This window comes from Sphingomonas corticis (assembly GCF_012035195.1).
GTDB classification, from domain to species: Bacteria; Pseudomonadota; Alphaproteobacteria; order Sphingomonadales; family Sphingomonadaceae; genus Sphingomonas; species Sphingomonas corticis.
The window spans coordinates 1-26,465 of sequence record NZ_JAAVJH010000003.1 but is presented as its reverse complement, the minus strand read 5'-3'; the positions used below and the strand labels follow the sequence as shown (position 1 = coordinate 26,465).

Below are 26,465 nucleotides of genomic sequence, written 5' to 3'. Positions count from 1 at the left end.
CCCATTTCGACACCTTTGAACGGGATGGCCGCTGGTACGGCGCCCGCGCGCGTGGAATAGGTCCGCTCGCCGGCCGCCGCAATGATCGATCCCGCCCCCATTCCCCATCTCCGCCTGTCGCGCTGGACCGGCGAGATCTATCTCGCGATCGGCCAGTCGGTCGCGCGCCACCTGACCATCAGGCACGATCCCGGCGTCGTGGTGCTGCTGCTGGCGCGGCTCTCGGCGCCCGATTGGAGCGCGCAGGGCAGGATCGCGCGGCCGCCGGCGGCGACGCGCGTCGGATCGATCAACGCGTTGGCACGCTCGCTCGGCCGCCCGTTCGAGACGGTGCGTCGCCACGTTCACGCGCTGGCCCGCGACGGGCTGGTGTCGATCGATCCGCGCGGCGTGTCGATCAGCACCGCCGCCGCCGCGGCGCCGCGCGTCACCGCCTTCTACACCGAGGCGCACGACCTGCTGATCCGGCTGGTGGAGGAGTTCGACGCGATCGGCGGCGTGCTGCCCGCGCCCCGTGGCGCGCCGGCACGCCCGCTGGTACCCGCGGTGCTGGCGACCGCGCTCGACATCGCGCTGCTGCCGTTCGAGACGTGGCGCGACACGCTGGGCGGTTGGCGCGCGATGACGATTTGGGGGGCGATCGCGGCGGCGAACGTGCGCCACATCACCGTCGATCCCGCGCTATCGGCACGCTTCGCGCGCGATTACGTCGCCGACGCGGAGCGCGTTCCCGCCGTGCTGGCGGTGATCGCGCGCACGCTGGGCATTCCCTACGCGACCGCATGGCGCCACGCCGCCGCGCTGGAGCAGCGCGGGCTGGTGCGGCAGGTGGAGGGCGGGTGGTTGGTCGGCGAGGCGCAGTACCGGCGACCGTCGATCGCCAGGGACGGGGGCATCACCACCGCCTACGGCCTGCGCCGCGTGACCGAGCTGGTGGCGGCAGGGCTGAACCCGGCGGACACGGCCGCGCTCTATCTCGGCGGCAGGCCCTCGCTGGTCGCCTTCGCCTGACGCCGATCGTCAGGCGGCGGCGCGCAGTTCCAGCCGCGACCAGATCTCGACCAGTGCGTCGGTCAGGTCGCGCATCATCGCCTCGTCGTGCGCCGGACCGGGCGTGAAGCGCAGCCGCTCGGTGCCGCGCGGCACGGTGGGGTAATTGATCGGCTGCACGTAGACGCCGTATTCGGCGAGCAGGATGTCGCTGATCTTCTTCGCCTTCACCGGATCGCCGACCATCACCGGCACGATATGCGTCTCGCCCGCCATCACCGGCAGCCCGGCGTCGGCCAGCATCGCCTTCAGCGTGGCAGCCGCCGCCTGCTGCCCCTCGCGCTCGACGCTCGACGCCTTCAGGTGGCGCACGCTGGCCAGCACGCCCGCGACCAGCACGGGCGAAAGCGAGGTCGTGAAGATGAAGCCGGGCGCGTAGCTGCGGATCACGTCGACGATCGTGCGGTCCGCGGCGATATAGCCGCCCATCACGCCGAACGCCTTGCCCAGCGTGCCCTCGATGATGGTCAGCCGGTCGGCCACGCCGTCGCGCTCGGAAATGCCGCCGCCGCGCGGGCCGTACATGCCGACCGCGTGCACCTCGTCCAGATAGGTGAGCGCATTGTACTTGTCGGCGAGGTCGCAGATCGCGGCAATCGGCGCGACGTCGCCTTCCATCGAATAGACGCTCTCGAACGCGATCAGCTTGGGCAGCGCGGGATCGTCGGCGGCCAGCAGCGCTTCGAGATGCGCAACGTCGTTGTGGCGGAACACGCGCTTCTCGCACCCCGAGTTGCGGATCCCGGCGATCATCGAGGCGTGGTTCAGTTCGTCCGAGTAGATGATGCAGCCCGGCAGCACCCTGGCCAGCGTCGACAGCGTCGCCTCGTTCGACACATAGCCGCTGGTGAACAGCAGCGCCGCCTCCTTGCCGTGCAGGTCGGCCAGCTCGCCTTCCAGGTCGACGTGATAGTGCGTGTTGCCGCCGATGTTGCGCGTGCCGCCGCTGCCGGCGCCCACGTCGTGCAGCGCCTCCTCCATCGCCGCGATCACCTTGGGATGCTGGCCCATCGCGAGATAGTCGTTGGAACACCACACGGTGATCGGCTTGGGCCCGTTGTGCCCGGCGAAGCAGCGCGCGTTGGGGAACATGCCCTTGTTGCGCAGGATGTCGATGAACACGCGGTACCGGCCCTCGGCGTGAAGCCGGTCGATGGCCTGGGTGAAGACGCGCGAATAGTCGAGCGGCCGCGTGCTGCTGTCGATGCTCATGGGCACGGGCACTTACCCCCGTGCCAGCATCAACGCCAGTGGATTTGCTCGATCACAGTGTCTCGGCGGAGGCGAACCCGCGGTCTGCCAGCGTCGCGGCGATCGCGCGCTCCCGCTCGCCCAGCCGGGTCAAGACCAGCCGCGCGGGCGGCGCGACGGCGGGCCACGCCTGCCCGTGGGTCAGCGCCGCGACTCGCCGCGCGATTCCGGGTCCGCCATCGACGAAGGCGACGCCCGGCGGCGCCACCGCGGTCATGTCGCCTTCCAGCAGGGGGAAGTGCGTGCAGGCGTTGACGATCGTGTCGATCCGCACGCCCCCCGGCTGGCCGAACAGCCCAGCCAGTTCGGTCGCCACGGCGTCGGGCGACGGCGCCTCCCCCGCCAGCGCCGCCTCGGCGATCTCGACCAGCGCGGCGGAGCCGTAGCGCAGCACGGTGCAATCCGCGGCGAAGCGCGCGACCAGGTCGTCGACATAGGGCTGGCGCACCGTCGCCGCGGTGCCCAGCACGCCGATGGTGCGCGTCCGGCTGATCGCCGCGGCAGGCTTGATCGCGGGAACGGTGCCGACGATCGGCACGTCCAGCGCGGCGCGCACCGCGCCCAGCGCGATCGTGGAGGCGGTATTGCACGCGATCACGATCAGCCGCGGGCGATAGCGCTCCGCCAGTCGCCCGAGCAGCGCGGGCACCCGCGCCGCGATCTCGCCCTCCGACTTGGTGCCATAGGGGAAACCCGCCGAATCGGCGACGTAGACGATTCCCGCCGTCGGCAGCAGCGCCACGGTCGGCGCCACCACGGAGAGACCCCCGACACCGGAATCGAAGAACAGGATCGGCGCGGTATCGTGCATGGCGCGGCTCTACGGTGCACGACGGTCAGCGACAATGCGGCAGCGCGAGGCAAAAGGACCGCATCAATCTTGATCCAGATTAGTGGCGCCCTTCCTTACAATCCGCTACGCACCGGGACGAAGGGGGAACAGCACGCTTGCCGACACAGATCGTCTGGACCGCGCCCGCCGCCGCCTTGCTGATCGGCTATCTGCTCGGCTCGATCCCGTTCGGCGTCATCCTCACGCGTGCGTTCGGCGCGGGCGACCTGCGTACCATCGGGTCCGGCAACATCGGCGCCACCAACGTCCTGCGCACCGGGCGCAAGGGTCTGGCCGCCGCGACGCTGCTGCTGGACCTCGCCAAGGGCGTCGTCGCGGTGCTGGCGGTACGCGCATTGCTGCCCGGCGAGGAGGTGCTGGCCGCCGCCGCCGCGCTGATCGGGCATTGCTACCCCGTGTGGCTGCGGTTCCGCGGGGGCAAGGGCGTGGCGACCCTGATGGGCATCGCACTGGCGCTGCACTGGCCGCTGGGCGCGGTGTTCGCGCTGCTGTGGCTGGGATTGCTGGCGGCGACGCGCATCTCCTCGCTGGCGGGCATGATCGCGGCCATCTCCACCCCCGTCACCGCGGCCATGACCGACGCGTTCGATCTGGTGCCGCTGCTGATGGCGCTGGCGGGCATCGTGCTGTGGAAGCATCGCGAGAATATCGGCCGCCTGATCAACGGCGACGAGCCGCGCGTCGGCCGGCGCACCGGGGCGCCGGGTTCCGACGCCGACACGGGCGCCGGTGCCGACCCCGTTGGATGACGCCGCCGACCGGCTCCGGCTGATCCGCACGCCGGGGGTCGGCCCGGTCGCGTTCCGCCAGCTGCTCGCCCGCTTCGGCACCGCCGCCGCGGCGCTCGACGCGCTGCCCGACCTGGCGCGACGGGGCGGCGGCGCGCCGCGGTTGCCCGATGCGGCGGCGATCGCGCGGGAACGGGAGGCGGTGGCGCGGATCGGCGCACGCCACCTGTTCCTGGGCGAGGCGGACTATCCTGCGCTGCTCGCCGAGCTGGACGACGCGCCGCCGGTGCTGACCGCGCGCGGCGACGCCGCCCTGACGCGCGCGCCCACGGTCGCGCTGGTCGGCGCGCGCAACGCCTCCGCTGCGTCGTGCCGCTATGCCCGCGGGCTGGCGCACGATCTGGCGGCCCGCGGTGCCACGGTCGTCTCCGGCCTGGCGCGGGGCATCGATTCCGCCGCGCACCAGGGCGCCCTGCCGGCGACGGTCGCGGTGATCGCGGGCGGGATCGACGTGGTCTACCCGCCGGAGAACGCCGCGCTGCAGGAACGCGTCGCCGCGGAGGGACTGCTGCTGGCGGAGATGCCGCCCGGCACCGAGCCGCGCGCGCGACACTTTCCTTATCGCAACCGCATCATCGCCGGCCTCTCGCTCGGCACCGTCGTGATCGAGGCGGCACCACGATCCGGCTCGCTCATCACCGCGCGGCTCGCGGGCGAGGCGGGGCGCGAGGTGATGGCGGTGCCGGGCCACCCCGGCGATCCGCGCGCGGCCGGGTGCAACGGCCTCATCAGGGAGGGCGCCACGCTGATCCAGGGCGCCGCCGACGTGCTGGAACAGCTGCGCCCGATCGACGCGCGCGCGGTCCGCGCTCCCGCATCGCCCTGGGACGGTGGGCCGCCGGAGGACGCGACCGACGCCGACCGCCGCCGCCTCTCCACGCTGCTGGGCACGGTGGCGGTGCCGGTGGACGAGCTGGTGCGCCAGTCGGCACTGTCCCCCGCGGTGGTGCAGGCGGTCCTGCTGGAGTGGGAACTCGCCGGCCGGCTGGAACGGCACGCCGGCGGGCGAGTGAGCCTGATCGACTAGGGCTTCGCCAGCACGCGCCGCAACCGCGCGGTCTCCGTCGCGATCTGCTCGACCAGCTGGGCACGAAACTGCGGATTGCTCGCCAGCGTGGCCATCGCGCCGTTCAGCGCCTGCCGCATCGCCTCCTCCGCCTTGGGCGTCGACGCCTCGGCGTTCAGCACGGTGGTGAAGGACGAGCCGTAGGAGGCGATCCGCGTCGTCCGATCCACCAGCCGCACGTACACCCAGCCGTAGGACCGTCCCGACAGCACGCCGCTGTCGCCCGCCAGATCGACCGACAGCCCGCGCTCCTTCAGGAAGCGGCACAGCGTGTCGTACCCGGCGAAGGCATAGGGACGCTCGCCCATCGCGGCGGCGACGCGATCGTCGCGGGTCTCGTTGATCGAACAGGCTGCGGGCGCCTCGGGTCGCGCCGCCGCCGGTGCCGACGGGCCGAACAGCGCAAGCGCCAGAACCGCTCCCAGCACAGCCGATCGTCCCGTCATGCCATCGTCCCCTTCGCCCCGCGCCGTCCTCGGGCGCGGGGGCGCCGCTGTCAATCTCGGCCGTCGTGTCGGCTTGACGCGCCGCCACCGACGTCCAACCCTCGCGCGTACGTGTGAGGCTTCCTAGTTAAGGCACCAATGCAGCTCGTCATCGTCGAATCGCCCGCCAAGGCGAAGACCATCGAAAAGTACCTCGGCGCCGACTATCGCGTTCTCGCGAGCTTCGGCCACGTCCGCGACCTGCCGCCCAAGGACGGCTCGGTGGATCCCGACCAGGGATTCGCGATGGAGTGGGAGAATTACGCCGACAAGGCCAAGCAGCTGAAGGCGATCACCGACCTCGCCAAGGATGCGGACCGCCTGATCCTGGCGACCGATCCCGATCGCGAGGGCGAGGCGATCTCCTGGCACGTGCAGGAGGTGCTGGCCAAGCGCAAGGCGCTGCCCAAGGCGGTGGAGCGCGTCACCTTCAACGCGATCACCAAGCAGGCGGTGACCGACGCGATGAAGGCGCCGCGCGAGCTGGATACCGACCTGATCGACGCGTATCGCGCGCGGCGTGCGCTCGACTATCTCGTCGGCTTCACCCTCTCTCCCGTGCTGTGGCGCAAGCTGCCGGGCGCGAAGTCCGCGGGCCGCGTGCAGTCGGTGGCGCTGCGCCTGATCGTCGAGCGCGAGCGCGAGATCGAGGCGTTCCGCGCGCAGGAATATTGGTCCGTTACCGCCACGATGGAACAGGATGGCACGCCGTTCGCCGCGCGCCTGACGCAATGGAACGGCAGGAAGCTGGACCGGCTGTCGATCGGCAACGAGGGCGACGCGCAGGCCGCGAGGAAGGCGGTCGAGGACGGCCGCTTCACCGTCCAGTCGGTCGAGACCAAGCCCGCCACGCGCAACCCGCCGCCGCCCTTCACCACGTCGACGCTCCAGCAGGAAGCCGCGCGCAAGCTGGGCTTCTCCGCCGACCACACGATGCGGATCGCGCAGCAGCTCTACGAGGACGGGGCGATCACCTACATGCGGACGGACGGCGTGCAGATGGACGGCAGCGCCATCTCCGCCGCCCGCGCCGCCATCGCGAACCGCTACGACGGCAGCTACGTGCCGGACAAGCCGCGCCACTACCAGACCAAGGCGAAGAACGCGCAGGAGGCGCACGAGGCGATTCGTCCGACCGACTTCGGCAAGGATCGCGTCGGGTCGGGCGACCATGCGCGCCTCTACGACCTCGTCTTCAAGCGCGCGCTCGCCTCGCAGATGGCGTCGGCGCGGATGGAGCGCACGACCGTCGACATGGCCGACGGCACGGGCCGCAACGTGCTGCGCGCGACCGGGCAGGTCGTGCTGTTCCCCGGCTATCTCGCGCTCTACGAGGAAGGGCAGGACGACAGCGCGGACGAGGACGCGAAGCGCCTGCCGCGCCTGCGCGAGGGCGATGCGCCCGCGAAGACGGCGGTGGAGGCCGAGCAGCATTTCACCCAGCCCCCGCCCCGCTTCTCCGAGGCCACGCTGGTGAAGCGGATGGAGGAGCTCGGCATCGGTCGCCCCTCCACCTATGCCTCGATCATCAAGACGCTGAAGGACCGCGCCTATGTCCGCGTCGAGAAGAACCGCTTCTTCGCCGAGGAGAGCGGCCGGCTGGTGACCGCCTTCCTCGAGCGCTTCTTCGAGCGCTACGTCGGCTACGACTACACCGCCGAGCTGGAGGAGGAGCTGGACGACGTGTCCGGCGGCCGCGCCGCGTGGCAGGCGGTGCTGGAGGCGTTCTGGAAGGACTTCAAGCCGCGCACCGCGGAGGTGATGGAGCAGAAGCCGAGCGAGGTGACCGCCGCGCTCGACCAGTTCCTCGCGCCCTATCTGTTCCCCGAGAAGGCGGACGGGGGCGATCCGCGTGCCTGCCCGGCGTGCGGCGACGGCCAACTGGCGCTGCGCGGCGGGCGGTTCGGCGCGTTCATCGCGTGCTCCAACTATCCCGACTGCAAGTTTACCCGCCGCTTCGCGCAGGGCGGCGACGCGGCGGAAGGCGATGCCGGGCCGGAGACGCTGGGCAAGGATCCGGAGACCGGGCTGCCGGTGGAGCGCAAGTCGGGACGCTTCGGCCCCTATATCCAGCTGGGCGAGGGCAAGGAGGCGAAGCGCGCCTCCATTCCCAAGGATATCGGCGAGCTTGATCTCGAGATGGCGCTGAAGCTGCTCAGTCTGCCGCGGACGATCGGCGCGCATCCGGAGACGGGCGAGCCGATCACGGCCTCGATCGGGCGCTACGGCCCCTATCTCGCCCATGCGGGCAAGTATGCGCGGCTGCAATCGACCGCGGACGTGTTCGAGACGGGCATGAACGCCGCGGTGGTGAAGCTGGCCGAGGCCGCGGCGGGCGGCGGGCGGCCGCAGCGCGGGGCCGCGCGCGAGCCGCTGAAGGTGCTGGGCGCGCACCCGCGTACCGAGCTGGAGCTGAAGCTGATGGAGGGCCGCTACGGTCCCTATGTCACCGACGGCACGACCAACGCGACGCTGCCCAAGACGGTCGCGCCCGACGCGCTGACGCTGGAGGAAGCCGCGCAGCTGATCGACGCGCGCGCCGCCGCAGCGCCCGCGGGCAAGAAGAAGAAGGCGCCGGCCAAAAAGAAGGCCCCGGCGAAGAAGGCGCCGGCAAGAAAGACGGCGGCGAAGAAATAAGCCTCCGTTCGTGCTGAGCGAAGTCGAAGCCCAGCCACGGTGTCCCGTGGCCTTCGACTGCGCTCAGGCTGGACGGGTGATCTCAGGCCGCGCGGCGCTGCATCGCGGCCAGTACGGCGCGGGCGGCGCGCTGTGCGTTGGCGATCTCGCGCGCGGTCATGTCCTCGGACACATCGGCGCGCGCCGCGGGGCCGTCCTCATGCCCCCAGGCGGCGGCCAGGTTGAACCATTGATGCGCGCAGGTCAGGTCCACCGTCACGCCGCGCGTACCGGTGGAATAGGCGACGCCCAGGTCGAAGGCTGCGTTGGCGTCACCCTGCGTGGCGCGGGCCACCTGTCGGTCGAAGAAGATATTGTCCACGGTCGGCTCCATCGGATTGCCCCCCAATCTCGATGATGACCATCGGCCGATTCGGCCTTCCAAATGGTTAACGCGTTAACCGCGCTGGATTACTCTAAGACGATAGTCGTAAACGATTTATATCGTGGGTGAAACGGCCAGGTTGTCGATCAGCCGCGTGCTGCCGAGCCGGGCCGCGGCCAGCAACTGGCGCCGCCGGTCGGCGGGCGGATCGGGCAGCAGCGATCCGGCATCGACCAGCTCGACATAGTCGACGTCGAACCCCGCCGCGGTCAGCGTGGCGCGCGCTTCCGCCAGCGCGGCGTCAGGCGCGGTACCGCCCGCGATCGCCCGCGCCGCCTGGCCCAGCGCGCGCGGCAGCGCCACCGCCTTCGCACGCTGCTCCTCGTCCAGGTAGACGTTGCGGCTGGACAGCGCCAAGCCGTCGTCGTCGCGCTGCGTCGGCACCCCGACGATCTCGACCGCGAAGTCCAGGTCCGCGACCAGCCGGCGGATCACCGCCAGCTGCTGAAAGTCCTTCTCGCCGAAATAGGCGCGCGCGGGCTGCACCTGGTTGAACAGCTTCGCCACCACCGTCGCGACCCCGTCGAAGTGGCCCGGCCGGGCCGCGCCGTCCAGCCCCTCGCTGACCCCGCCGACGGCGATGCTGGTCGCGAAGCCCGCCGGGTACATCGCCTCCACTGGCGGCAGCCACACCAGATCGCAGCCGGCCTCGTTCAACATCGCGATGTCGGACAGTTCCTTGCGCGGGTAGCGCGACAGGTCCTCGCCCGCGCCGAACTGCCGCGGGTTGACGAAGATCGACGCGACCACGCACGCGCCGGGGCGCCGCGCCGCCTCGATCAGCGCGATGTGCCCTGCGTGAAGCGCACCCATGGTCGGCACCAGCGCGACTTCCCGCCCCTCGCCCGCCGCCGCCGCCAGCGCGGCCCGCAGGCCCGCCAGTTCACGAAACACCTCCAACGCGCGTACCCCCTCGAAACTCGGCGACGGGGCTTCTATGATCGCGCCGAAAGCCGATCAACCAGGGAAGTTAGGGCGTTGGCCGATCTCAAGACTCACGTCATCGTCTTCGCCAACGAGAAGGGCGGCACGGGCAAGTCGACCACCGCCGTCCACGTCGCGATCGCGCTGGCGGCGAAGGGCGCGCAGGTCGCCTGCATCGACCTCGACCACCGCCAGCGCACGCTCGGCCGCTATCTGGAGAACCGCGAGGCGACCGCGCGCGCCAAGGAGCTGGACCTGCCGCTGCCCGCGCACGCCACCGGGGACGGGCGTGCCGACGGCAATTTCGCGGAGCATTTCCAGCGCTTCATGGGTACGCACGATTTTCTGGTCATCGACACGCCGGGCCGCGACGACCCGTGCGCGCGCACCGCGGCGGCCATCGCCGACACTTTGGTGACGCCGATGAACGACAGCTTCGTCGACTTCGACCTGATCGGTCAGGTCGATCCGGACACGTTCAAGGTGACGCGGCCCAGCTTCTACTCCGAACTGATCTGGGACGCGCGCAAGGCGCGGGCGAAGGAGGACGGCGCGACGATCGACTGGGTCGTGCTGCGCAACCGGCTGCAATACCTCGAGGCGCGCAACATGCGCCGCGTACAGGAGGCGCTGACCCAGCTCGCCCGCCGCGTCGGCTTCCGCATCATCCCGGGTCTGGGCGAGCGCGTGATCTATCGCGAGCTGTTCCCATCCGGCCTGACCCTTCTGGACGCCAAGGCGATCGGCGGCATGGGGCTGAGCCACGTCGCGGCGCGGCAGGAACTGCGCGAGATGATGGCCGGCCTGTCGCTGCCCGAGCCGGCCATGCCGCTGTTCGCAGCGTAGGGCGCGCACGCATGACCAAGTGGATCGTCGCGGCGCTGGTGATCTATCTCGCCTGGCGCCTGCTCGCGAAGCCGAAGGCGAAGGCCGACCCGGCCGTCGCCGCGCGCCGGCTGCTGCGCGTGCGCACCGACGCCGATGCCGACGCGATCCGCGCCGCGCATCGCCGGCTGATGGCGCAGGCGCATCCCGACCGCGGCGGCTCCGACGAGGCGGCCAGGCGGCTGAACGCGGCGCGCGACCTGCTGCTCGCGCGGGTCGACCGCGCGCGATGAGCCACGTCCTCGCACCCGAGATCCTGCGCGACTACGACATCCGCGGCACCGTCGGCCGCAACCTGGCCGCGGCGGACGCGTGGGCGGTGGGGCGCAGCTTCGCCACGCGCGTGCGCGGCGTCGGCGGGCGGCGCGTGGCGCTGGGCTACGACGGGCGCACCCACTCGCCCATGCTGGCGGCGGCGCTGGCCGAGGGGCTGGCCGCCGGCGGGGTGGACGTGGTGCGGATCGGCCTCTGCCCGTCGCCGATGCTGTACTATGCCGCGCACACGCTCGAGGTGGATGGCGGCATCCAGGTGACGGGCAGCCACAATCCCAAGGAGGACAACGGCTTCAAGATGGTGCTGCAGCGCGCCAGCTTCTACGGCGACGACGTGCGCGACCTCGCCCGCCTTTCCGCGGCGGGCGCGTGGAGCGAGGGCGCGGGCGGGATCGTCGATGCCGACGTCGCGGATGCCTATGTCGCCCGCCTGACGGAGGGCCAGTCCGGCGGCGCGTTCCGCATCGCTTGGGATTGCGGCAACGGCGCCGCGGGGCCGATACTGGAGCGGCTGGTCCGGCACCTGCCGGGGGAGCACCACCTGCTGTTCACGCAGATCGACGGCGAGTTTCCCAACCACCATCCCGATCCCACGGTCGAGGCGAACCTGGCGGACCTGAAGGCGCTGGTCGCCGCGGAAGGGCTCGACTTCGGCGTGGCCTTCGACGGCGACGGCGACCGCATCGGCCTGGTCGATGGCCGCGGGCGCGTGCTCTACGGCGACGAGATCCTGGCGATCCTGGCGCAGCCGCTGCTGGCACGCTTCCCCGGCGCGGCGATCGTCGCCGACGTGAAGTCGAGCCAGGCGGTGTTCGACCGCATTACCGGCCTGGGCGGTCGCGTCGTGATGGGACGGACGGGGCACAGCCACATGAAGGCGCTGATGGCCCAGACCGGCGCGCCGATCGGCGGCGAGCTGTCGGGCCACATCTTCTACGGCGACGGCTGGTACGGCTTCGACGACGCGCTCTACGCGGCGATCCGGCTGATCGACGCGCTCCACCGGTCGGGCACGACCCTGGCGGCGCTGCGCGACGACCTGCCGCCGCGCCGCGCGACACCGGAAGTCCGCGTCGCGGTGGCGGAGGCGGAGAAGCACGCGGTGGTGGACGCGATCGTCGCCGCGCTGGAGCGGGACGGCGCCTGCGTAGACCGCACCGACGGCGCACGCGTCACCACCGCCGACGGCTGGTGGCTGCTGCGCGCCAGCAACACCGAGGCCGCGCTGACGCTGCGCGCGGAGGGGCGCGACGCGGCGGGCCTCGCGCGGCTGACCGGCGCGATCGACGGCTATCTGGCCGCGGCCGGCGTCACGCCGCCGGCGCGGGCATCCAGCTGAGGTCCATCGTCGCCTGCCGGTCGACGTAGTTGGCGGCGCGGCGCAGCGACGGCTCGTTCAGCACGGTCACCCGCCCGCCCGAGCGCGCGATCAGCGCGTCGTCCTCCAGCGTGCGCAGCATCCGGTTGACGTGCACCGCCGTCAGCCCGGTGGCGTCGCCGATCTCTTCCTGCGTCAGCGACAGGACGAAGCTGTTCGCGATCGCCGGATCGCCGCGCCTCATGCGGTCGCGGATGTCGAGGAGCACCGCCGCCACGCGCGCACGCGCGGACGTGCGGCCCAGCCCCGCCAGCCGGTCGATCAGCGCCGTCCGCTCCGCCTGCTCGATCGCCACCAGCGTCAGCAGCAGCCGCGGGTGCTGCTGCGCCATCGTCAGCAACTCGACCCGGTCGATCGGGCACACCACGCTCTCCGTCTGCGCCACCAGCGTCTCCGGCGAGCTGGAATAGCCGATCGCCGCGGTCGCCAGCAGGTCGCCGGGGAACAGGAAGCGCAGGATCTGCCGGCTGCCGTCGTCCAGCAGGACGTAGGACATCATGTTGCCGGACAGCAGCACGAAGAGTTCCGACGTGCGGTCGTTCTCCCGCAGCAGCACGGCGCCGCGCCGGATCGACCGCTCGCGCTCGCCCAGCCGGTCGAGCGTCGCCCGCTCCTCCGGTGTCAGATCAAGAAGGCCCCCGATGTGATCGGCAAGGCAACGGATGGCCACGTGTCTGTAATCCCCCGATTTGTCCTATATGCCTAGGCGGCGGTGGGGAACGCTCGCATTAAAGTCGATCAACCGGCCCTGACGATCGCTTGGCGGCGGGAAGCCGGTTGGGTAGAGCCGCGACATGGACCGTATCCTGATCCGCGGCGGCAACCGCCTTTCCGGCAAGATTCCCGTTTCCGGCGCGAAGAACGCGGCGCTGACGCTGATGCCCTGCGCGCTCCTGACGGACGAGCCGGTGACGCTGCGCAACCTGCCGCGGCTGGCCGACGTGGACGGGTTCGGCCACCTCCTGAACCAGGTCGGCGCCTCGACCAGCATCGAGGGGACGAGCCCCGGCGAGTTCGGGCGCGTGATGACGATCCGCGCCGGGCAGCTGACGTCGACGGAGGCCCCCTACGACATCGTGCGCAAGATGCGCGCCTCGATCCTGGTGCTGGGCCCGATCCTGGCGCGGATGGGCGAGGCGCGGGTGTCGCTGCCCGGCGGCTGCGCGATCGGCAACCGCCCGATCGACCTGCACCTGAAGGCGCTGGAGGCGATCGGCGCGGAGCTGGAGATGAGCGCGGGCTACGTCACGGCGCGGGCGCCGGGGGGACGGTTGAGCGGCGGGCGCTACGCCTTTCCGATCGTGTCCGTCGGCGCGACGGAGAACGTGCTGATGGCGGCGGCGACCGCCCGCGGGCCGAGCCGGATCGAGAATGCGGCACGCGAGCCGGAGATCGTCGACCTGTGCCGCTGCCTGGTGGCGATGGGCGCGCAGATCGAGGGGATCGGCACGGAGACGCTGGAGATCGAGGGCGTGGACGAGCTGCACGGCGCGACCTACGCCGTCATGCCCGACCGGATCGAGGCGGGCAGTTACGCCTGCGCGGTGGCGGTGGCGGGCGGCGACGTGGAGCTGACCGAGGTGGCGCCCGACGAGATGGGCGCGACGATCGACGCGCTGCGCGCCGCGGGCGTGACGGTGGAGGCAGGCAAGCGCAGCATGCGCGTCGTCTCCGACGGGAAACTCGCACCGCTGACGCTCTCCACCGCTCCCTATCCCGGCTTCGCCACCGACATGCAGGCGCAGTTCATGGCGATGCTGTGCAAGGCCGACGGCGCCAGCGTGCTGACGGAGACGATCTTCGAGAACCGCTACATGCACGTGCCCGAGCTGGCGCGGATGGGCGCGGACATCCAGGTGCGCGGGCGCACCGCGGTGGTGCGCGGCGTCGACCGGCTGGTCGGCGCTCCGGTGATGGCGACGGACCTGCGCGCGTCGATGAGCCTCATCATCGCCGGGCTGGTCGCCGAGGGCGAGACGACGGTCAGCCGCGTCTACCACCTCGACCGCGGCTACGAGCGGCTGGAGGAGAAGCTGTCCGCGGTGGGCGCCGACATCGAGCGCGCCGGCGACGGCTGAGCGCCGCGCCGTCTGGCGCGAACGTTGAGGGTGTTGACCCGCCGGCGCGGTTGCGCGCGGCGAATGTTGAGGCGCGGAACCGGCGTGCCGGTCGCGGGATCGACGATGCGAAAGAGCGGGTCGGGACCATCGCAGTTTCCGCCATTGTAGGACAGCGAGGTGCGGCCGTTTGACCGCACGGCATACGGATCGTATATAGTTCGGATGGAGGCTGCGTCCCTGTTCGGGCCGAGCGCGGGCGGTGCATGTGCTTCGACTTCGCTCAGCACGAACGGAAGGTGGGCGTCTTGGCACGGGTACCGATCGCGTGTGCGTACGTTCCGCCGTTCGACCTGAGCGCAGTCGAAGGCCACGCGGCGACGGACGTTTCGGGCACGTGCAGCGACAGGAGCATGGCATGGGCATCGTGAAGATCGACGAGGCGCTGCACGAGGAGGCACGGCGGGCGAGCGGGGTGATGTGCCGCTCGATCAACGCGCAGGCGGAGTTCTGGATGAAGATCGGCATGCTGGCGGAAGCCAACCCGATGCTGTCGTTCAACGACCTGGTCCGCCGGCAGCTGGCGGCGGCGGCGGCGGTGCAGGAGGCGGCATGACCGTGGTGAAGTCGCCGGGCGAACTGGCGCTGATGCGCGCGTCGGGCCGGCTGCTGGCGCAGGTGTTCGAAATGCTGGACGGGCTGGACCTCGCCGGACGCTCGACGCTGGAGGTGAACGATCGTGTCGAGCGGTTCATCACCGACGACCTGGCCGCCCGCCCGGCCAGCAAGGGGCAGTACGGCTACGGCTTCGTGCTGAACTCGTCGATCAACCAGGTCGTCTGCCACGGCGTACCCGCCGCGGATGCGACGATAGGCGACGGCGACATCGTGAACCTGGACATCACGCTGGAGAAGGACGGATTCATCGCCGACTCGAGCAAGACCTACGTCGTCGGCGCCGCCAGCCCCGCCGCGCGCCGGCTGGTGCGCGTGGCGCAGGAGGCGATGTGGAAAGGCATCGGTGCGGTGCGCCCCGGCGCGCGGCTGGGCGACGTCGGCGCCGCGATCGAGCGCCACGCGAAGAAGAACGGCTATGCGGTGGTGCGCGAGTTCTGCGGCCACGGCATCGGCCGCGAGATGCACGAGGAGCCGCAGGTGCTGAACTTCGGCAAGCCGGGCACCGGCCCCGTGCTGCGCGAGGGCATGACCTTCACGATCGAGCCGATGGTGAACCAGGGCAGTCGCCGCGTCGCGACGCAGGACGACGGCTGGACCGTGGTGACGCAGGACGGCCGCCTCTCCGCGCAGTTCGAGCATACGGTCGCGGTGACGCGCGACGGCGTGGAGGTGCTGACGCTGCGGCGGGACGAGGTGGTGCCGGTCGCGGGAGCGCGGCGGGCGGCGTGAAAGGGAACGGGGTGCGCGGCGGCTCGCGGATCAGCTCGCCGCCGGCAGGCGCAGGCGGACCAGCAGGCCGCCCAGGTCCTCGCTCTCCTCCAGGCTGACCGTGCCGTCGTAGATCTCCGCCACGTCGCGCACGATGGCGAGGCCGAGGCCGGTGCCGGGCTTGCCGCTGTCCAGCCGCACGCCGCGGTCAAAGATGCGGATGCGGTCGGCCTCGGGAATGCCCATGCCGTCGTCCTCCACCATGACCTCGACGAAGCCGGCCTGCACGCCCACCGTCACGAACACGCTGCCGCCGCCGTACTTGGCGGCGTTCTCGACCAGGTTGCCCATGATCTCGTCGAGGTCCTGCCGCTCGATATGCGCGACCAGGCCCCTGGGCCCGTCCATGTCGATGCGGACGTGGGGATAGAGGCGCTGCACCGCGCGCTCGACCGATTCGACGCTGGGCCACACCTCCGCCCGGCTGTGCGCGGAGCCGCGGCGACCGACCGCGCGGGCGCGGGCGAGGTGGTGGTCCACCTGTCGCCGCATCGTCCGCGCCTCGCGCACCACCGTGTCGGCGAGGTCGTCGGCCTGCGCGGTGGCGGCGTTCATGATGACGGTGAGCGGCGTCTTCAGTGCGTGCGCGAGGTTGCCGGCGTGGCGCCGCGCCTCCTCCGCCTGCGTCTCGTTGTGCGCGACCAGCGCGTTCAGTTCCTCCACCATCGGCATGACCTCCACCGGCATGTCGCCGGCGATGCGGCTGGAGCGGCCCGCGCGCATCTTCGCGATCTCCAGCCGGACACGGCGCAGCGGCAGCAGACCGTAGAAGGTCTGTATCGCGGCGAGGATGATGAGGCCGAGGCCCAGCAGCACGAAGCTGCGCACCAGCGTGCGGCGCAGGATCGCGATCTGCGCGTCCAGCGCCTCGCGGCTGGAGGCGACCTGGAAGCGCCACCACGTCGGCGAGCCGGGCAGCTTCACGTCGCGCTCGACGACGCGCAATTTCTCCTCGCCGAACTGTCGGCTGTCGTAGGTGTGGATGTTGCGGTCGCGGTGGCGGGCGCCATAGGCGAGCTGGCGGTCCCACAGCGAGCGCGACGGAAAGGTCTCCTTCCCCGGCGCGGACACCTGCCAGTAGAGGCCCGAATAGGGTTCGAGGAAACGCTGGTCGGCGGGTTCGCGGTTGAAGATCACCTCGCCCTCCGGCCCGATCTCCGCGGAGACGAGCAGCGATCGCAGGACGTATTCGAGCTGGTCGTCGGCGTTGCGCGTGACGGCGGCCACCAGCACGCGGTCGAGCGCGAAGCCGCCGCCGGCCAGCAGCACGCTGATCCACACCGCGGCGATCAGGATCATGCGCTGCGACAGCGACCCGCGCGCGCGGGGCATGTCCGGCGCGGATGCCTCTTCGGTCATCGGCGACCACCCCGGCGCGCGCCGGGGTTGAGCTGTGGACGGATCGTCACTGGGCGTCGCGCATCATCACGGGGCTCTTCCCACCTGGACCCCGGCGTTCGCCGGGGCGGAGGCACGGCCGGAAAGCCGGTCAGGCGTCCGGATCCTCCAGGCTGTAGCCCAGCCCGCGGATCGTGGTGATGACGTCCTGCCCCAGCTTCTTGCGGATGCGCGTGACGAACACCTCGATCGTGTTCGAATCGCGGTCGAAATCCTGGTCGTAGATGTGCTCGATCAGCTCGGTACGGCTCACCACCTTGCCCTTGTGGTGGAGGAGGTAGCTGAGCAGCTTGTATTCCTGCGCGGTCAGCTTCACCGGTTCGCCCGCGCGCGTCACATTGCCCGACCGGGTGTCGAGCCGCACGTCGCCCGCGGTCAGTTCCGACGAGGCGTTGCCCGACGCGCGGCGGATCAGCGCGCGCAGCCGGGCGATCAGCTCCTCGGTCTGGAACGGCTTGGCGACGTAATCGTCCGCGCCCGCGTCCAGCCCCGCCACCTTGTCCGACCAGCTGTCGCGCGCCGTCAGCACCAGCACGGGCATGGTCTTGCCCTCCTTGCGCCAGCGGTCGAGCACGGTCAGCCCGTCGATCTCGGGCAGGCCCAGGTCCAGCACGATCGCGTCGTAGCTCTCCGTCGAGCCGAGGAAATGCCCCTCCTCGCCATCGGTGGCGAGGTCGATGGCATAGCCCGCGCCCTCCAGCGTGTTCTTCAGCTGCTGCCCCAGGTTGGGCTCGTCCTCGACGATCAGCACGCGCATCGGTGGTGGAGCTCCTGCAAGAAAAAACGGCCGGATCGCGCGCTAGCACGAAAGCCGGCCGCTATGGAAATGCGACTGTCGCGGGGCTGAACGCGGACAATCAGCGCCCCGTCTGCCCGAGGATCTTGCCCGAGCGGCCATCCACGTCCACCCAGATCACGTTGCCGTTCTTCAGGAACTTCAGCGTGTAGACGCCGCTGGGCAGCTCCAGGTCGAAGCCGATGTACTGCGCCCCCTTCATCATGGGCACCACGCGCCGCTCGATCTCCTTCAGCGGCAGCACGCGGCCTTGCCGGGTCGCGCGCCACGCCTGCACGCTCTCGCGATCCTGGTCGCCGGGAAGCGGCGCGGCGGCGGCCAGCACGGCGAGGAGGGGAAGCAGCAGGGGCAATCTCACCATAAGACCATAGGGACGACGCGTTGAATAGCGAATGAATGTGGCGCCCCCGCCAACGGTCCTGGTCCGCCGCGGTTGCGAGCGGGCGCGCGACGTCCTAGCTGCCCCCGTCATGGCCGCTCCCATCCTCGCCTACGAAGACCTGGGCCTCGTCCAGGGCTCCGGCTGGCTCTTCCGACATCTCGACCTCTACATCGGCGCGCGCGACCGGCTGGCGCTGATCGGGCGCAACGGCGCGGGCAAGTCGACGCTGCTGCGGCTGATCGCGGGGGCGATCGAGGCGGACGAGGGGCGACGCACCCTGGTTCCGGGCACCAATGTGGTGATGCTGGAGCAGGAACCCGACCTGACGGGCTGCGCGACGCTGGCCGACTACGTCCTGTCCGGCGCGCGCGCGCCCGAGCGGTACGAGGCGGACGCGATCGCCGGGCAGCTCGGCATCGACCTGACCCGCGAGGCGGCGACCGCCAGCGGGGGCGAGCGGCGGCGCGCCGCGATCGTGCGCGCACTGGCGCTCGATCCCGACGTGCTGCTGCTGGACGAGCCGACCAACCATCTCGACATCACCGCGATCGAGTGGCTGGAGGAGTGGCTGGGCCGGTTCCGCGGCGCCTTCGTCGTCATCAGCCACGACCGCACCTTCCTCACCCGACTGACGAAGCAGACGCTGTGGCTCGATCGCGGCCAGCTGCGCCGCAACGAGGTGGGCTTCGGCGGATTCGAGGCGTGGACCGACGCGGTGCACGCGGAAGAGGAGCGCAATGCGCAGCGGCTGGACGCCAAGCTGAAGATCGAGGAGCATTGGCTGCAGCGCGGAGTCACCGGGCGGCGGCGGCGCAACCAGGGCCGGCTCGCCAAGCTGAAGGAGATGCGCGCTACCCGCGCCGCGATGATCGGGCCGCAGGGCACCGCCGCGCTGGCGATGGCGAGCGACGACAGCAAGACCAAGGTGGTGATCGACGCCGAGCACGTCACCAAATCCTGGGGCGACCGCCCCGTCATCAGGGACCTGACCTTCCGCGTGGCGCGCGGCGACCGGATCGGCGTGGTCGGTGCCAACGGCGCGGGCAAGACGACGCTGCTGCGGCTGCTGACCGGCGAGCTGGAGCCCGACAGCGGCAGCGTGAAGCGCGCCCGCACGCTGGACGGCATCGTCATCGACCAGCAGCGCCGCCTGATGGCACCGGACAAGACGGTGCGCGAGGTGCTGGCCGACGGCGGCGAGTGGATCGACGTGCTGGGCACGCGCAAGCACATCCACGGCTATCTGAAGGACTTCCTGTTCGATCCGCACCTCGTGGAGGCGAAGGTGGGCACGCTGTCGGGCGGCGAGCGGTCCCGGCTGCTGCTGGCGCGCGAGTTCGCGCGGCCGTCGAACTTCCTGGTGCTGGACGAGCCGACCAACGACCTCGACCTGGAGACGCTGGACCTGTTGCAGGAGGTGATCGCCGATTACGAGGGCACCGTCCTGATCGTCAGCCACGACCGCGACTTCCTCGACCGCACCGTCACCGTCACGCTGGGGCTGGACGGCAGCGGGCAGGTGGACGTGGTCGCCGGCGGCTACGAGGATTGGGAGCGCCGGCGCCGGCCGCGCGCCGAGCCGCGCAAGGCGGCGGCGGCGAAGGAGGCCCCTGCCCCCGCGCCCGCCAAGCCGGTGCGCGCGAAGCTGAGCTACAAGGACCAGCGCGACTACGACCTGCTGCCCGCGCGGATCGAGGCGCTGGACGCCGCCATCGCGCGCGACGAGGCGGCGCTGGCCGACCCCGCGCTCTACGCGCGCGATCCCGCCGGGTTCGACCGCCTGTCGCAGGGGATCGCCGCGCAGCGCGCGGAGAAGGATGCGGCGGAACTGCGCTGGCTGGAGCTGGCGGAGCAGGTGGAGGCGATGGCGTGAGGACAGCAGCGGCATGACCGAGAATGCGGCGCCCGGCGCGCACTTCGTCGCGGTCGAGACGGGCGAGTGGGCGGGCTGGTCCACGTGGATGCCCGGCGATCCCTACGAGGATCACGTGGGCCCGTTCTACGCGCGGCGCGACGAGCGCGGCGTGCTGTGCGGCTTCCTGCCGCAGGCGCACCACCGCAACGGATCGGGCGCGATCCACGGCGGCGCGCTGATGAGCTTCGCGGACTTCGCGCTGTTCGCCATCGCCGGCGGCGCCGAACAGGGCGTCCACGGCGTGACGGTGACGTTCAATGCCGAGTTCCTCGCGGCCGCGCATCCGGGCACGCTGCTGACCGCGCGCGGCGAGGTGCTGCGCCAGGGCCGCAGCCTCATCTTCGTGCGCGGCACGATGGAGCAGGAGGACCGCGCGGTGTTCGCCTTCTCCGCCACGCTGAAGCGGGTGGGGTAAGGGCGGACTCCGGAGCGGCGTCGGGTCGCCCGCCTCCGTTCGTCCCGAGGAGGGATCGAGCGCAGGCGAAAGCCCGTCTCGAAGGAGATGGGACACACCTGTCCTTCGAGACGCCACTTCGCTTCGCTCAGCGGCTCGGCGGGACGAACGGATCACCTGATGGCGAGCCGGTCCTCAGAAGCTGTAGACCAGCGACGCGCGGGTGATCGAATCGGTGGAGAGGCGCCCTTCCGGCGGCTGACTCTCATATTGCAGCGTGTACGACAATTTTGCGGACAGCGGGCCGATCAGCTTCGCCTCGATGCCGCTGACGCTGCGCACCGTGCTGTTGAACCGCTCGAGATAGGCCGAGGCGTCCTGCGTGAAGACGAGGCCGCTCACCAGCGTCCAGTCCAGGTCGACGCTGCCGCGCGCGGCGAGGCTGCTCTGCATCGTGCCGTCGGTGAAGTCGGTCTGTCGGAACGCCGGGCCGACCTCCAGGTCGAGCGTCAGGCCGGCACGCCGCAGCACGCCGTAGCCCGCGCCCGCCGACGCGCTGTAGCGCTGGTCGTAGCCGAGGAAGCGATCCGCCTCGAACTGCGCGTTGCCGTAGATGTAGCCGCGGTCGTTGATCTTGTAATTGGGCTGGTAGCCCAGGACGTAGCGCTCCCGGCTGGTGATGCCGTCGGTGCGCTGCAGGTCGGCCTGCGCCAGCACGCGGTGGCGCCAGCGCAGCCCCTCGCGCGTCAGGTCCGCCGTGCCGCTGAGGCCCGTGACGTTGGAATTGCCCGACGAGACGAAGCCGCCCGCCTCCACCCGGCCGCGCCAGAGCTGGAACATGCCCGCCGAGCGCACCTTCTGGTCGCGCGCCCGCGCGCGCGCGTCGCGCCACTCGGTCGCGCGGCGCAGCACGAGGTCGGCGGAGATGGGATCGCCGACACGGGCGTATTTGACGATCGTGTCGACGCCGCGCTCGTCGCCGTCCTGCATCGCGGCGTCCAGCATGGCGCGGATCTCCGCCGGGATCTCGGGCGGGCGCACCACGGGCAGCAGCGCGACCAGCTCGCCCCAGTCGAGCGGCGCGGGATCGGGCGCGTCCTCCTCCACGACGACGGTGTCCACCTCCTCCAGGCGGGGATAGATCGGGCGGCGCGCCTTGCGACGGCGCAACGGGGCGGCGGCGCGGGCGCGGCGGACGGCAGGAGGGGCGGCGACCGGAGCCGGGGCGGCGATCAGCGCGGAGAGCATCAGGATCAGCACGTCAACATCCGACCATCGACCCTGCCCTCTGCGCCGCCGAACGACACCGCACCCCGCGCAGCGGCGACGGGCGGCGTATAGAAGCGGGGTGCGAAGGCTTCAACCTCAAGGCGTTGCGCGGGGCGCCGCACGTAAGGCGGGCGGCGTGGCATCGCGCCGTCACATGAAGGCGCTCGACAGCCTCACCGCCGCTCGTAGACCAGCGTAACGATGTCGCCCGGCTTGCCGACGAGCCAGCTCACCTCGCTGAACGAGTTCCGGTCGGGCGCGAGCGTGTTGCGCCCCTGCACGAACGGCTTTCCGCCGGTGAAGAAGGTCCAGTCGTAGACGGTCGGCGAGATCGCCTTGACGGCGAGCGCGTTCCCCTTCGCGGCGCCGGCGCCGACATCCGCCGCCGGTATGCCGTCGAAGCGGGTGACGATGACGCTACGCTGCTCGACCGACTCCATCCGCATCGCGCCGCCGCCCGCGTCGCTGTATACCAGCGTCTCCGGCTTCCCGCCCGCATCCTTCGGCCGCAGCGACCAGGTGCCGAACCAGGGACTGGCCTGCGCCGCTGCGGTTGCCGCGATCAGGAGAAGGGCGAGACCGGCACCGGTGGCGAGTGGCGTCTTCATCTCCGGTCATCCTGCGGGTGGTGTGGAAGCGGTGAAACGGGGGGCGCCGCCCGCTTGCGGACGTCCGGCACCGCCGCGTCGGTCGCGACCGACGTTCATCGAGCCGGGATCGCAGATGGCGTTCTTGCCCCGACTGTCACGGCTGCGGCGCTCAGCAACGCATCGAGCGTGGGCTTTCCCTGCTGCTGCCACGGCATCAGCACGTCGAAGTGCGTCACGCGCCCCGGCGGCCGCACGAAGCGGACGGGATCGCCGGACGCGCGGGCAGCCACGACGTACGCGTCGTCCGGATGGTCCATGCCGCCCTGGATCAGGAATTGCGGCACGCCGAGCGGCAAGCGGTCCTGCGGCGTGACGTCGGCGTAACGCCGCGGAAATTGCGTCGGCGTGCCGCCCATCAGCGGCACGATCGCCGGGTCGCCGCAAATGTCCGCGTCCTGGCCGATGAAGCGGCCCAATGCCCCCGGTCCGTCGATCGCGACGACGGCGCGCGGGATCAGGGGGCGGTCGGCGTAGACATCGCTCGTTGCCGGGAGCCGGGCGCGCGTCGCGCTCCATAGCGCCAGCGGGGCACCGGCGGAATGGCCCGCCACGACGACGCGCGTCGGATCGAGGCGATAGCGCGGTCCGACCATCCGGATCGCGTCCACCGCCGCCCCCACGTCGCGAAATGTGCCCGGCCATCCGCCGCCCGCCTCGCCCACTCGCCGATAGCCGATGTTGGCGCTGGCAACGCCGTGCCGGAGCAATGCGTCCGCCAGCGGTGCCATGTAGGCCGGGCTGCCGTATTCGGTGGTCCAGCAGCCACCATGGATCAGCACGACCACCGGAAAGGGGCCCGCCCCCGTCGGCACGCGGAGGTCGATCGTCTGCGCGGTGCCCGGCCCATAGCGCAGGCGAGCGGCGGGCGGACCGACCCGCGCGTAGATCAGCGCGGGCGGTCCGTGCGTCAGGATGCGATAGCCGATCCAGCTTCCGGCAAGCACGAGCGCAGCCAGGACCACGCCGCCCGCCACCTTCACGCGCCGCGACAGCCGCACGATCGCCCCCGATGCAATTGCCCGTCGACGGTGTGCGACGGATCTTGATCGTGGTCAACTTCGGCGATCAGGTCGCGGCCGGTCGGCATGGTCGTTCCGTTCGCGCGCGACCGCCATGCCCGCTTCCCCGCCGGCCTTCCAGTACGCCGGGCGTCCGCTCACCACCGGAACACGACACCGCCGCTCCCACCGGCGCCGCGTCCGCTATCGCCCACTTGCGGACATCAGGGGTCGCTGGCACCGTGTCGCCGATGCAGCTTTCAGTGAAAGAACATGGTGACGATTGGATTGCGTTGCAGTGCTATAAGAGCTCTGATGACGCACCGGAGGATGTCTTTGAGAAGGGCTTCCGGTTAGATGAACTTGCCTACGATGAGCCGGAACTCGCCTTCAGCGTGATTAAGGATGTTGTGAGCAGGTATGCAGAGTCGGACCTGTTCACGGAAGGTCAGACCGGCGCTAAGCAAGTCCTCGGCATGCTGGGCGCTGGGCCGCTTGAAACGCTGCTTGGCGAAAATGGTGACCGAGTGATCGCTGATGTCGAGGTCGAGGCACGAGCAGACCGCCGCTTCTTCTGGACCTTAGCATGTGTCTGGCAGAACGGAATGTCGGACGAGCTGTGGGCTCGTGTGCAGCGCATCGTCGGCGGGTTCGTGCCTTAAGCAACTTCCGTTTTCCACCCACAACCGGACGCTTCCATCAAAGCGGCGCATCCCCCGTCGCGCCATAATGGTGCCACGTGAAGATCGCCGCCGCGCCGCGGTGGGGGCGCCACGCCTCCGCCAATTCGCGCACCTGCCGCTCGCCGGGGCGCGCGGCGTGGCCGAGGATGCGGCCGACCTCGATCTGCACGGCGAGGTCGCCCGCCGGCCAGATATCCGCCCGCCCCTCGGCGAACAGCAGGTACACCTCCGCCGACCAGCGGCCGATGCCCTTGATCCGCACCAGCTGCGCGATCGCTTCCTCGTCGTCGGCGGCGAGGTTGGCGAGGTCGAGCCGGCCGCTCGTCACCTCGTCCGCCAGGTGGCGCGCGTAGGCGGCCTTCTGGCGCGAAAAGCCGCAGGCGCGCAGGTCCTCGTCGGTCGCCGATACGATGGTCGCCGGATCGGCGGGATCGCCCTGCCGCTCCGCCAGCTTGCGCCACACCGCGTCCGCCGCCTTCACGCTCACCTGCTGGCCCAGGATGGTGCGCAGCAGCGTGGCATAGCCGCGCGGGCGGATGCGCGGCGCGGGATAGCCGACGCGCGCCAGCGCCGCGCCGAACGCGGGCTCGATCGTCGCCAGCGCGTCCAGCCCGGCGCGCAGGTCGCCCTCGCTCAATCCCATTGCGGGGCCTGCGATCCGGCGGCATGGAGTGGCCGACACAATGAGGATGCCATGATGCCGAAGCTTATCGTCGTGACGCGCGAAGGGGAAGAACGCGAGATCGACGGCAGCGCCGGCCTCTCCGTGATGGAGGTGATCCGCGACGCCGGCATCGACGAGGTGCTGGCGCTGTGCGGCGGCTGCTGCTCCTGCGCGACCTGCCACGTCCACGTCGACCCGGCCTTCGCCGACCGGCTGCCGCCGATGAGCGAGGACGAGAACGACCTGCTCGATTCGAGCGCGACGCGCGACGCCAACTCGCGCCTGTCGTGCCAGATCCCGTTCGAGGACGCGCTCGACGGACTGACGGTGACGGTGGCGGAGGAGGATTGACGCGCGCGGGGGATCACCCCCGCGCGGCCACCGCGTAGAGCGCGATCGCGGCGGCGTTCGACACGTTCAGGCTCTCCACCTGGCCGGAGATGGGCAGCCGGGCAAGGTCATCGCAATGCGCCTCGGTGTTCTGGCGCATCCCCTCGCCCTCCGCGCCCAGCACGATCGCGATCTTTTCCGGCCCGAGCGCGTCGGCCAGCGTGCCGCGCGCGTGGCCGGTGAGGCCGATCCGCCAGTAGCCCGCGCCCGCGATCTCCTCCAGCGCGCGCGCCAGGTTGACGACGCGCACCCAGGGCACCGTCTCCAGCGCGCCCGATGCGGCCCGCGCCAGCGCGCCCGATTCGGGCGGGGCGTGGCGATCCTGCGTGACGATGCCGAGCGCGTCGAACGCGGCGGCGGAGCGCAGGATCGCACCGACGTTGTGCGGATCGGTCACCTGGTCCAGCACGACCAGCGGGCGGCGCCCGGCGTCCTCGCTCGCCAGCAGGTCGCCCAGCCACACGTCGTCGAGCGGATCGACCTCCGCCACCAGCCCCTGGTGCGGCGCGTCGGCGGGCACCAGGCGGCCGAGGTCCGGCGCCTCGGCATGGACGACGGTGAGCGTGGACGGCAGGTCCAGCGACGCCAGCGCCTCGCGCGTCGCCCACAGCTTGCGCACGACGCGGTTCGGATTGGCGAGCGCCGCCGTCACCGGATGCCGCCCCCACAGCCGCGGCCGCTGCCCCGTCGCCTGGCTCGGCCGGTGTCCGCGACGCGCCATTATCTCGATCCCTCGGTCATGCCGCACGCGTTAGGCCGGGGCCGCCCGCGCGGCAACCGTGCAACAGGTGCGTTGACAGGGGGGGATCGAGGCGGCATGGGGCGCCCTCGCTTTTCGAAGCGACGCCCGTGGAAGGGTGGCCGAGTGGTTAAAGGCAGCAGACTGTAAATCTGCCCACGCAAGTGTACGCTGGTTCGAATCCAGCCCCTTCCACCAAGCCTTTCCCGAACATCGTTCCGGTCCCGCGAGGCGCCTGCCCGTGGCGACGCTCGCGTCGGGTCACGGGCTGACCGCCTGCGGTTCGGTGCGGCGCGTCCGTCGTGCAGCCTTGAGGCGGTCGGTCACTTGCCGTTCGAACAGGCTGTACGACAGGCAGCCGACGACGATCGCCATGGCGGTGAGCAACACGCCGACCGCGTCGGTAGGCAGCGGCAGCCTTCTCTCCACCTGCCAGGCCGACACCGAGAAGACGATGTGCGAGACGTAGATGCTGTACGACGCGTCGCCCAGGTAGACGAGCGCGCGGGTGATCCTGTTCGGGCGGACGACCAGGAACGTCATTGTCAATCGGCGTCCAAAAAGGACCCCCTATCGGCGTGCAAAAGGGACCCCCTTCGTCAAGCAGCGTGACGGGTATGGGGGTCGCACCGTTCGCGCTGGTTGCGGCGTAGGGCGGGCGTAGCCCGAC

Annotated in this window: 29 protein-coding genes and 1 tRNA gene; 15 read left to right on the top strand and 15 right to left on the bottom strand. The window is 71.0% G+C overall.

Going from position 1 to position 26,465, the window contains the following annotated elements:
* Positions 1-81 precede the first annotated feature (81 nt).
* Entirely contained in the window at positions 82-1,011 is a 930-nt protein-coding gene (locus HBH26_RS05150) for a helix-turn-helix domain-containing protein (RefSeq protein WP_168133551.1), read from the top strand.
* A 9-nt stretch (positions 1,012-1,020) separates the two neighbouring features.
* Here the strand turns inward: HBH26_RS05150 and hemA are convergent, their stop codons facing one another.
* Positions 1,021-2,262, bottom strand: coding sequence for a 5-aminolevulinate synthase (gene hemA, locus HBH26_RS05145; protein WP_168133550.1), 1,242 nt, complete (start codon positions 2,260-2,262; stop codon positions 1,021-1,023).
* 52 nt (positions 2,263-2,314) lie between these two features.
* Positions 2,315-3,112 (bottom strand): glutamate racemase, encoded by a 798-nt coding sequence (gene murI / locus HBH26_RS05140; protein WP_168133549.1) that lies wholly within the window; start codon positions 3,110-3,112, stop codon positions 2,315-2,317.
* A gap of 137 nt (positions 3,113-3,249) precedes the next feature.
* On the opposite strand from murI, the gene plsY reads away from it, so the two are divergent.
* Together plsY and dprA are read left to right on the top strand one after the other, a co-directional pair.
* Positions 3,250-3,903: a glycerol-3-phosphate 1-O-acyltransferase PlsY gene (gene plsY, locus HBH26_RS05135; RefSeq protein ID WP_168133548.1), complete on the top strand. Its 654-nt coding sequence runs from the start codon at positions 3,250-3,252 to the stop codon at positions 3,901-3,903.
* Positions 3,884-4,969 carry a DNA-processing protein DprA gene (gene dprA, locus HBH26_RS05130; RefSeq protein WP_338057249.1) on the top strand — a complete coding sequence of 362 codons (1,086 nt, stop codon included), beginning with the start codon at positions 3,884-3,886 and terminating at the stop codon, positions 4,967-4,969. The genes plsY and dprA overlap by 20 nt, the downstream gene beginning before the upstream one ends.
* Here the strand turns inward: dprA and HBH26_RS05125 are convergent.
* A complete protein-coding gene (locus HBH26_RS05125; protein WP_168133547.1) occupies positions 4,966-5,454 on the bottom strand; it encodes a hypothetical protein in 489 nt (162 codons plus the stop codon). The two genes, dprA and HBH26_RS05125, sit on opposite strands and share 4 nt — an antisense overlap.
* 138 nt (positions 5,455-5,592) lie before the next feature.
* Here HBH26_RS05125 and topA point away from each other — a divergent pair, with 138 nt between their 5' ends.
* Complete coding sequence (gene topA, locus HBH26_RS05120; RefSeq protein WP_168133546.1) at positions 5,593-8,130, top strand: type I DNA topoisomerase; 2,538 nt, start codon at positions 5,593-5,595, stop codon at positions 8,128-8,130.
* Positions 8,131-8,212: 82 nt separating this feature from the next.
* On the opposite strand, the gene HBH26_RS05115 is transcribed toward topA, so the two are convergent.
* Both HBH26_RS05115 and panC read right to left on the bottom strand, forming a co-directional pair.
* Complete coding sequence (locus HBH26_RS05115; RefSeq protein ID WP_420824977.1) at positions 8,213-8,491, bottom strand: hypothetical protein; 279 nt, start codon at positions 8,489-8,491, stop codon at positions 8,213-8,215.
* 117 nt (positions 8,492-8,608) lie between these two features.
* Complete coding sequence (gene panC / locus HBH26_RS05110; RefSeq protein ID WP_168133544.1) at positions 8,609-9,454, bottom strand: pantoate--beta-alanine ligase; 846 nt, start codon at positions 9,452-9,454, stop codon at positions 8,609-8,611.
* A gap of 78 nt (positions 9,455-9,532) precedes the next feature.
* Here panC and HBH26_RS05105 point away from each other — a divergent pair, with 78 nt between their 5' ends.
* Genes HBH26_RS05105 through pgmG form a run of 3 tightly spaced genes read left to right on the top strand, consistent with a single transcriptional unit; the run spans position 9,533 to position 11,975 of the window.
* Positions 9,533-10,324, top strand: a complete 792-nt coding sequence (locus HBH26_RS05105) for a division plane positioning ATPase MipZ (protein WP_168133543.1) — start codon at positions 9,533-9,535, stop codon at positions 10,322-10,324.
* 11 nt (positions 10,325-10,335) lie between these two features.
* Positions 10,336-10,596 carry a DnaJ domain-containing protein gene (locus tag HBH26_RS05100; protein WP_168133542.1) on the top strand — a complete coding sequence of 87 codons (261 nt, stop codon included), beginning with the start codon at positions 10,336-10,338 and terminating at the stop codon, positions 10,594-10,596.
* Positions 10,593-11,975 carry a phosphoglucomutase/phosphomannomutase PgmG gene (gene pgmG / locus HBH26_RS05095; RefSeq protein WP_168133541.1) on the top strand — a complete coding sequence of 461 codons (1,383 nt, stop codon included), beginning with the start codon at positions 10,593-10,595 and terminating at the stop codon, positions 11,973-11,975. Before HBH26_RS05100 ends, pgmG begins: the two co-directional genes overlap by 4 nt.
* Here the strand turns inward: pgmG and HBH26_RS05090 are convergent.
* Positions 11,947-12,684 carry a Crp/Fnr family transcriptional regulator gene (locus HBH26_RS05090; protein ID WP_338057248.1) on the bottom strand — a complete coding sequence of 246 codons (738 nt, stop codon included), beginning with the start codon at positions 12,682-12,684 and terminating at the stop codon, positions 11,947-11,949. The genes pgmG and HBH26_RS05090 overlap by 29 nt on opposite strands.
* 124 nt (positions 12,685-12,808) lie before the next feature.
* Here HBH26_RS05090 and murA point away from each other — a divergent pair, with 124 nt between their 5' ends.
* From murA to map, 3 genes are all read left to right on the top strand, one after another.
* Positions 12,809-14,092: a UDP-N-acetylglucosamine 1-carboxyvinyltransferase gene (gene murA / locus HBH26_RS05085; protein ID WP_168133540.1), complete on the top strand. Its 1,284-nt coding sequence runs from the start codon at positions 12,809-12,811 to the stop codon at positions 14,090-14,092.
* 397 nt (positions 14,093-14,489) lie between these two features.
* On the top strand, positions 14,490-14,687 hold the full coding sequence (locus HBH26_RS05080; RefSeq protein WP_168133539.1) for a ParD-like family protein: 198 nt from the start codon (positions 14,490-14,492) through the stop codon (positions 14,685-14,687).
* A 2-nt stretch (positions 14,688-14,689) separates the two neighbouring features.
* Entirely contained in the window at positions 14,690-15,478 is a 789-nt protein-coding gene (gene map, locus HBH26_RS05075) for a type I methionyl aminopeptidase (protein ID WP_168133904.1), read from the top strand.
* 30 nt (positions 15,479-15,508) lie between these two features.
* Here map and HBH26_RS05070 read toward each other — a convergent pair whose 3' ends face one another.
* The 3 genes from HBH26_RS05070 to HBH26_RS05060 form a co-directional block, all read right to left on the bottom strand.
* Positions 15,509-16,816: a sensor histidine kinase gene (locus tag HBH26_RS05070; protein ID WP_168133903.1), complete on the bottom strand. Its 1,308-nt coding sequence runs from the start codon at positions 16,814-16,816 to the stop codon at positions 15,509-15,511.
* Between the two features lie 190 nt (positions 16,817-17,006).
* Positions 17,007-17,672, bottom strand: coding sequence for a response regulator transcription factor (locus HBH26_RS05065; protein ID WP_168133538.1), 666 nt, complete (start codon positions 17,670-17,672; stop codon positions 17,007-17,009).
* A gap of 100 nt (positions 17,673-17,772) precedes the next feature.
* A complete protein-coding gene (locus HBH26_RS05060; protein WP_168133537.1) occupies positions 17,773-18,072 on the bottom strand; it encodes a PepSY domain-containing protein in 300 nt (99 codons plus the stop codon).
* A gap of 109 nt (positions 18,073-18,181) precedes the next feature.
* Between HBH26_RS05060 and HBH26_RS05055 the strand changes: the two genes are divergently transcribed.
* Together HBH26_RS05055 and HBH26_RS05050 are read left to right on the top strand one after the other, a co-directional pair.
* Positions 18,182-19,966, top strand: coding sequence for an ABC-F family ATP-binding cassette domain-containing protein (locus tag HBH26_RS05055; protein ID WP_168133536.1), 1,785 nt, complete (start codon positions 18,182-18,184; stop codon positions 19,964-19,966).
* A gap of 13 nt (positions 19,967-19,979) precedes the next feature.
* The gene (locus HBH26_RS05050) at positions 19,980-20,423 is read left to right on the top strand and encodes a PaaI family thioesterase (RefSeq protein WP_168133535.1); all 444 of its coding nucleotides are present in this window, start codon (positions 19,980-19,982) and stop codon (positions 20,421-20,423) included.
* Between the two features lie 174 nt (positions 20,424-20,597).
* On the opposite strand, the gene HBH26_RS05045 is transcribed toward HBH26_RS05050, so the two are convergent.
* From HBH26_RS05045 to HBH26_RS05035, 3 genes are all read right to left on the bottom strand, one after another.
* Positions 20,598-21,662 carry a DUF481 domain-containing protein gene (locus HBH26_RS05045; RefSeq protein WP_338057247.1) on the bottom strand — a complete coding sequence of 355 codons (1,065 nt, stop codon included), beginning with the start codon at positions 21,660-21,662 and terminating at the stop codon, positions 20,598-20,600.
* Between the two features lie 182 nt (positions 21,663-21,844).
* Positions 21,845-22,279 (bottom strand): hypothetical protein, encoded by a 435-nt coding sequence (locus HBH26_RS05040; protein ID WP_168133534.1) that lies wholly within the window; start codon positions 22,277-22,279, stop codon positions 21,845-21,847.
* 95 nt (positions 22,280-22,374) lie between these two features.
* Entirely contained in the window at positions 22,375-23,319 is a 945-nt protein-coding gene (locus tag HBH26_RS05035) for an alpha/beta fold hydrolase (protein WP_168133533.1), read from the bottom strand.
* 251 nt (positions 23,320-23,570) lie between these two features.
* On the opposite strand from HBH26_RS05035, the gene HBH26_RS05030 reads away from it, so the two are divergent.
* A complete protein-coding gene (locus tag HBH26_RS05030) occupies positions 23,571-23,981 on the top strand; it encodes a DUF6869 domain-containing protein (protein WP_168133532.1) in 411 nt (136 codons plus the stop codon).
* 37 nt (positions 23,982-24,018) lie between these two features.
* Here HBH26_RS05030 and HBH26_RS05025 read toward each other — a convergent pair whose 3' ends face one another.
* A complete protein-coding gene (locus tag HBH26_RS05025; protein WP_168133531.1) occupies positions 24,019-24,645 on the bottom strand; it encodes a DNA-3-methyladenine glycosylase family protein in 627 nt (208 codons plus the stop codon).
* A gap of 54 nt (positions 24,646-24,699) precedes the next feature.
* Here HBH26_RS05025 and HBH26_RS05020 point away from each other — a divergent pair, with 54 nt between their 5' ends.
* A complete protein-coding gene (locus HBH26_RS05020) occupies positions 24,700-25,017 on the top strand; it encodes a 2Fe-2S iron-sulfur cluster-binding protein (protein WP_168133901.1) in 318 nt (105 codons plus the stop codon).
* A 13-nt stretch (positions 25,018-25,030) separates the two neighbouring features.
* Here HBH26_RS05020 and HBH26_RS05015 read toward each other — a convergent pair whose 3' ends face one another.
* Positions 25,031-25,777: a TrmH family RNA methyltransferase gene (locus tag HBH26_RS05015; protein ID WP_168133530.1), complete on the bottom strand. Its 747-nt coding sequence runs from the start codon at positions 25,775-25,777 to the stop codon at positions 25,031-25,033.
* A 130-nt stretch (positions 25,778-25,907) separates the two neighbouring features.
* On the opposite strand from HBH26_RS05015, the gene HBH26_RS05010 reads away from it, so the two are divergent.
* Positions 25,908-25,993 (top strand) — tRNA-Tyr (locus HBH26_RS05010).
* Between the two features lie 63 nt (positions 25,994-26,056).
* Here the strand turns inward: HBH26_RS05010 and HBH26_RS05005 are convergent.
* Positions 26,057-26,338 (bottom strand): acyltransferase family protein, encoded by a 282-nt coding sequence (locus HBH26_RS05005; protein WP_168133529.1) that lies wholly within the window; start codon positions 26,336-26,338, stop codon positions 26,057-26,059.
* Between the last annotated feature and the right edge of the window lie 127 nt (positions 26,339-26,465).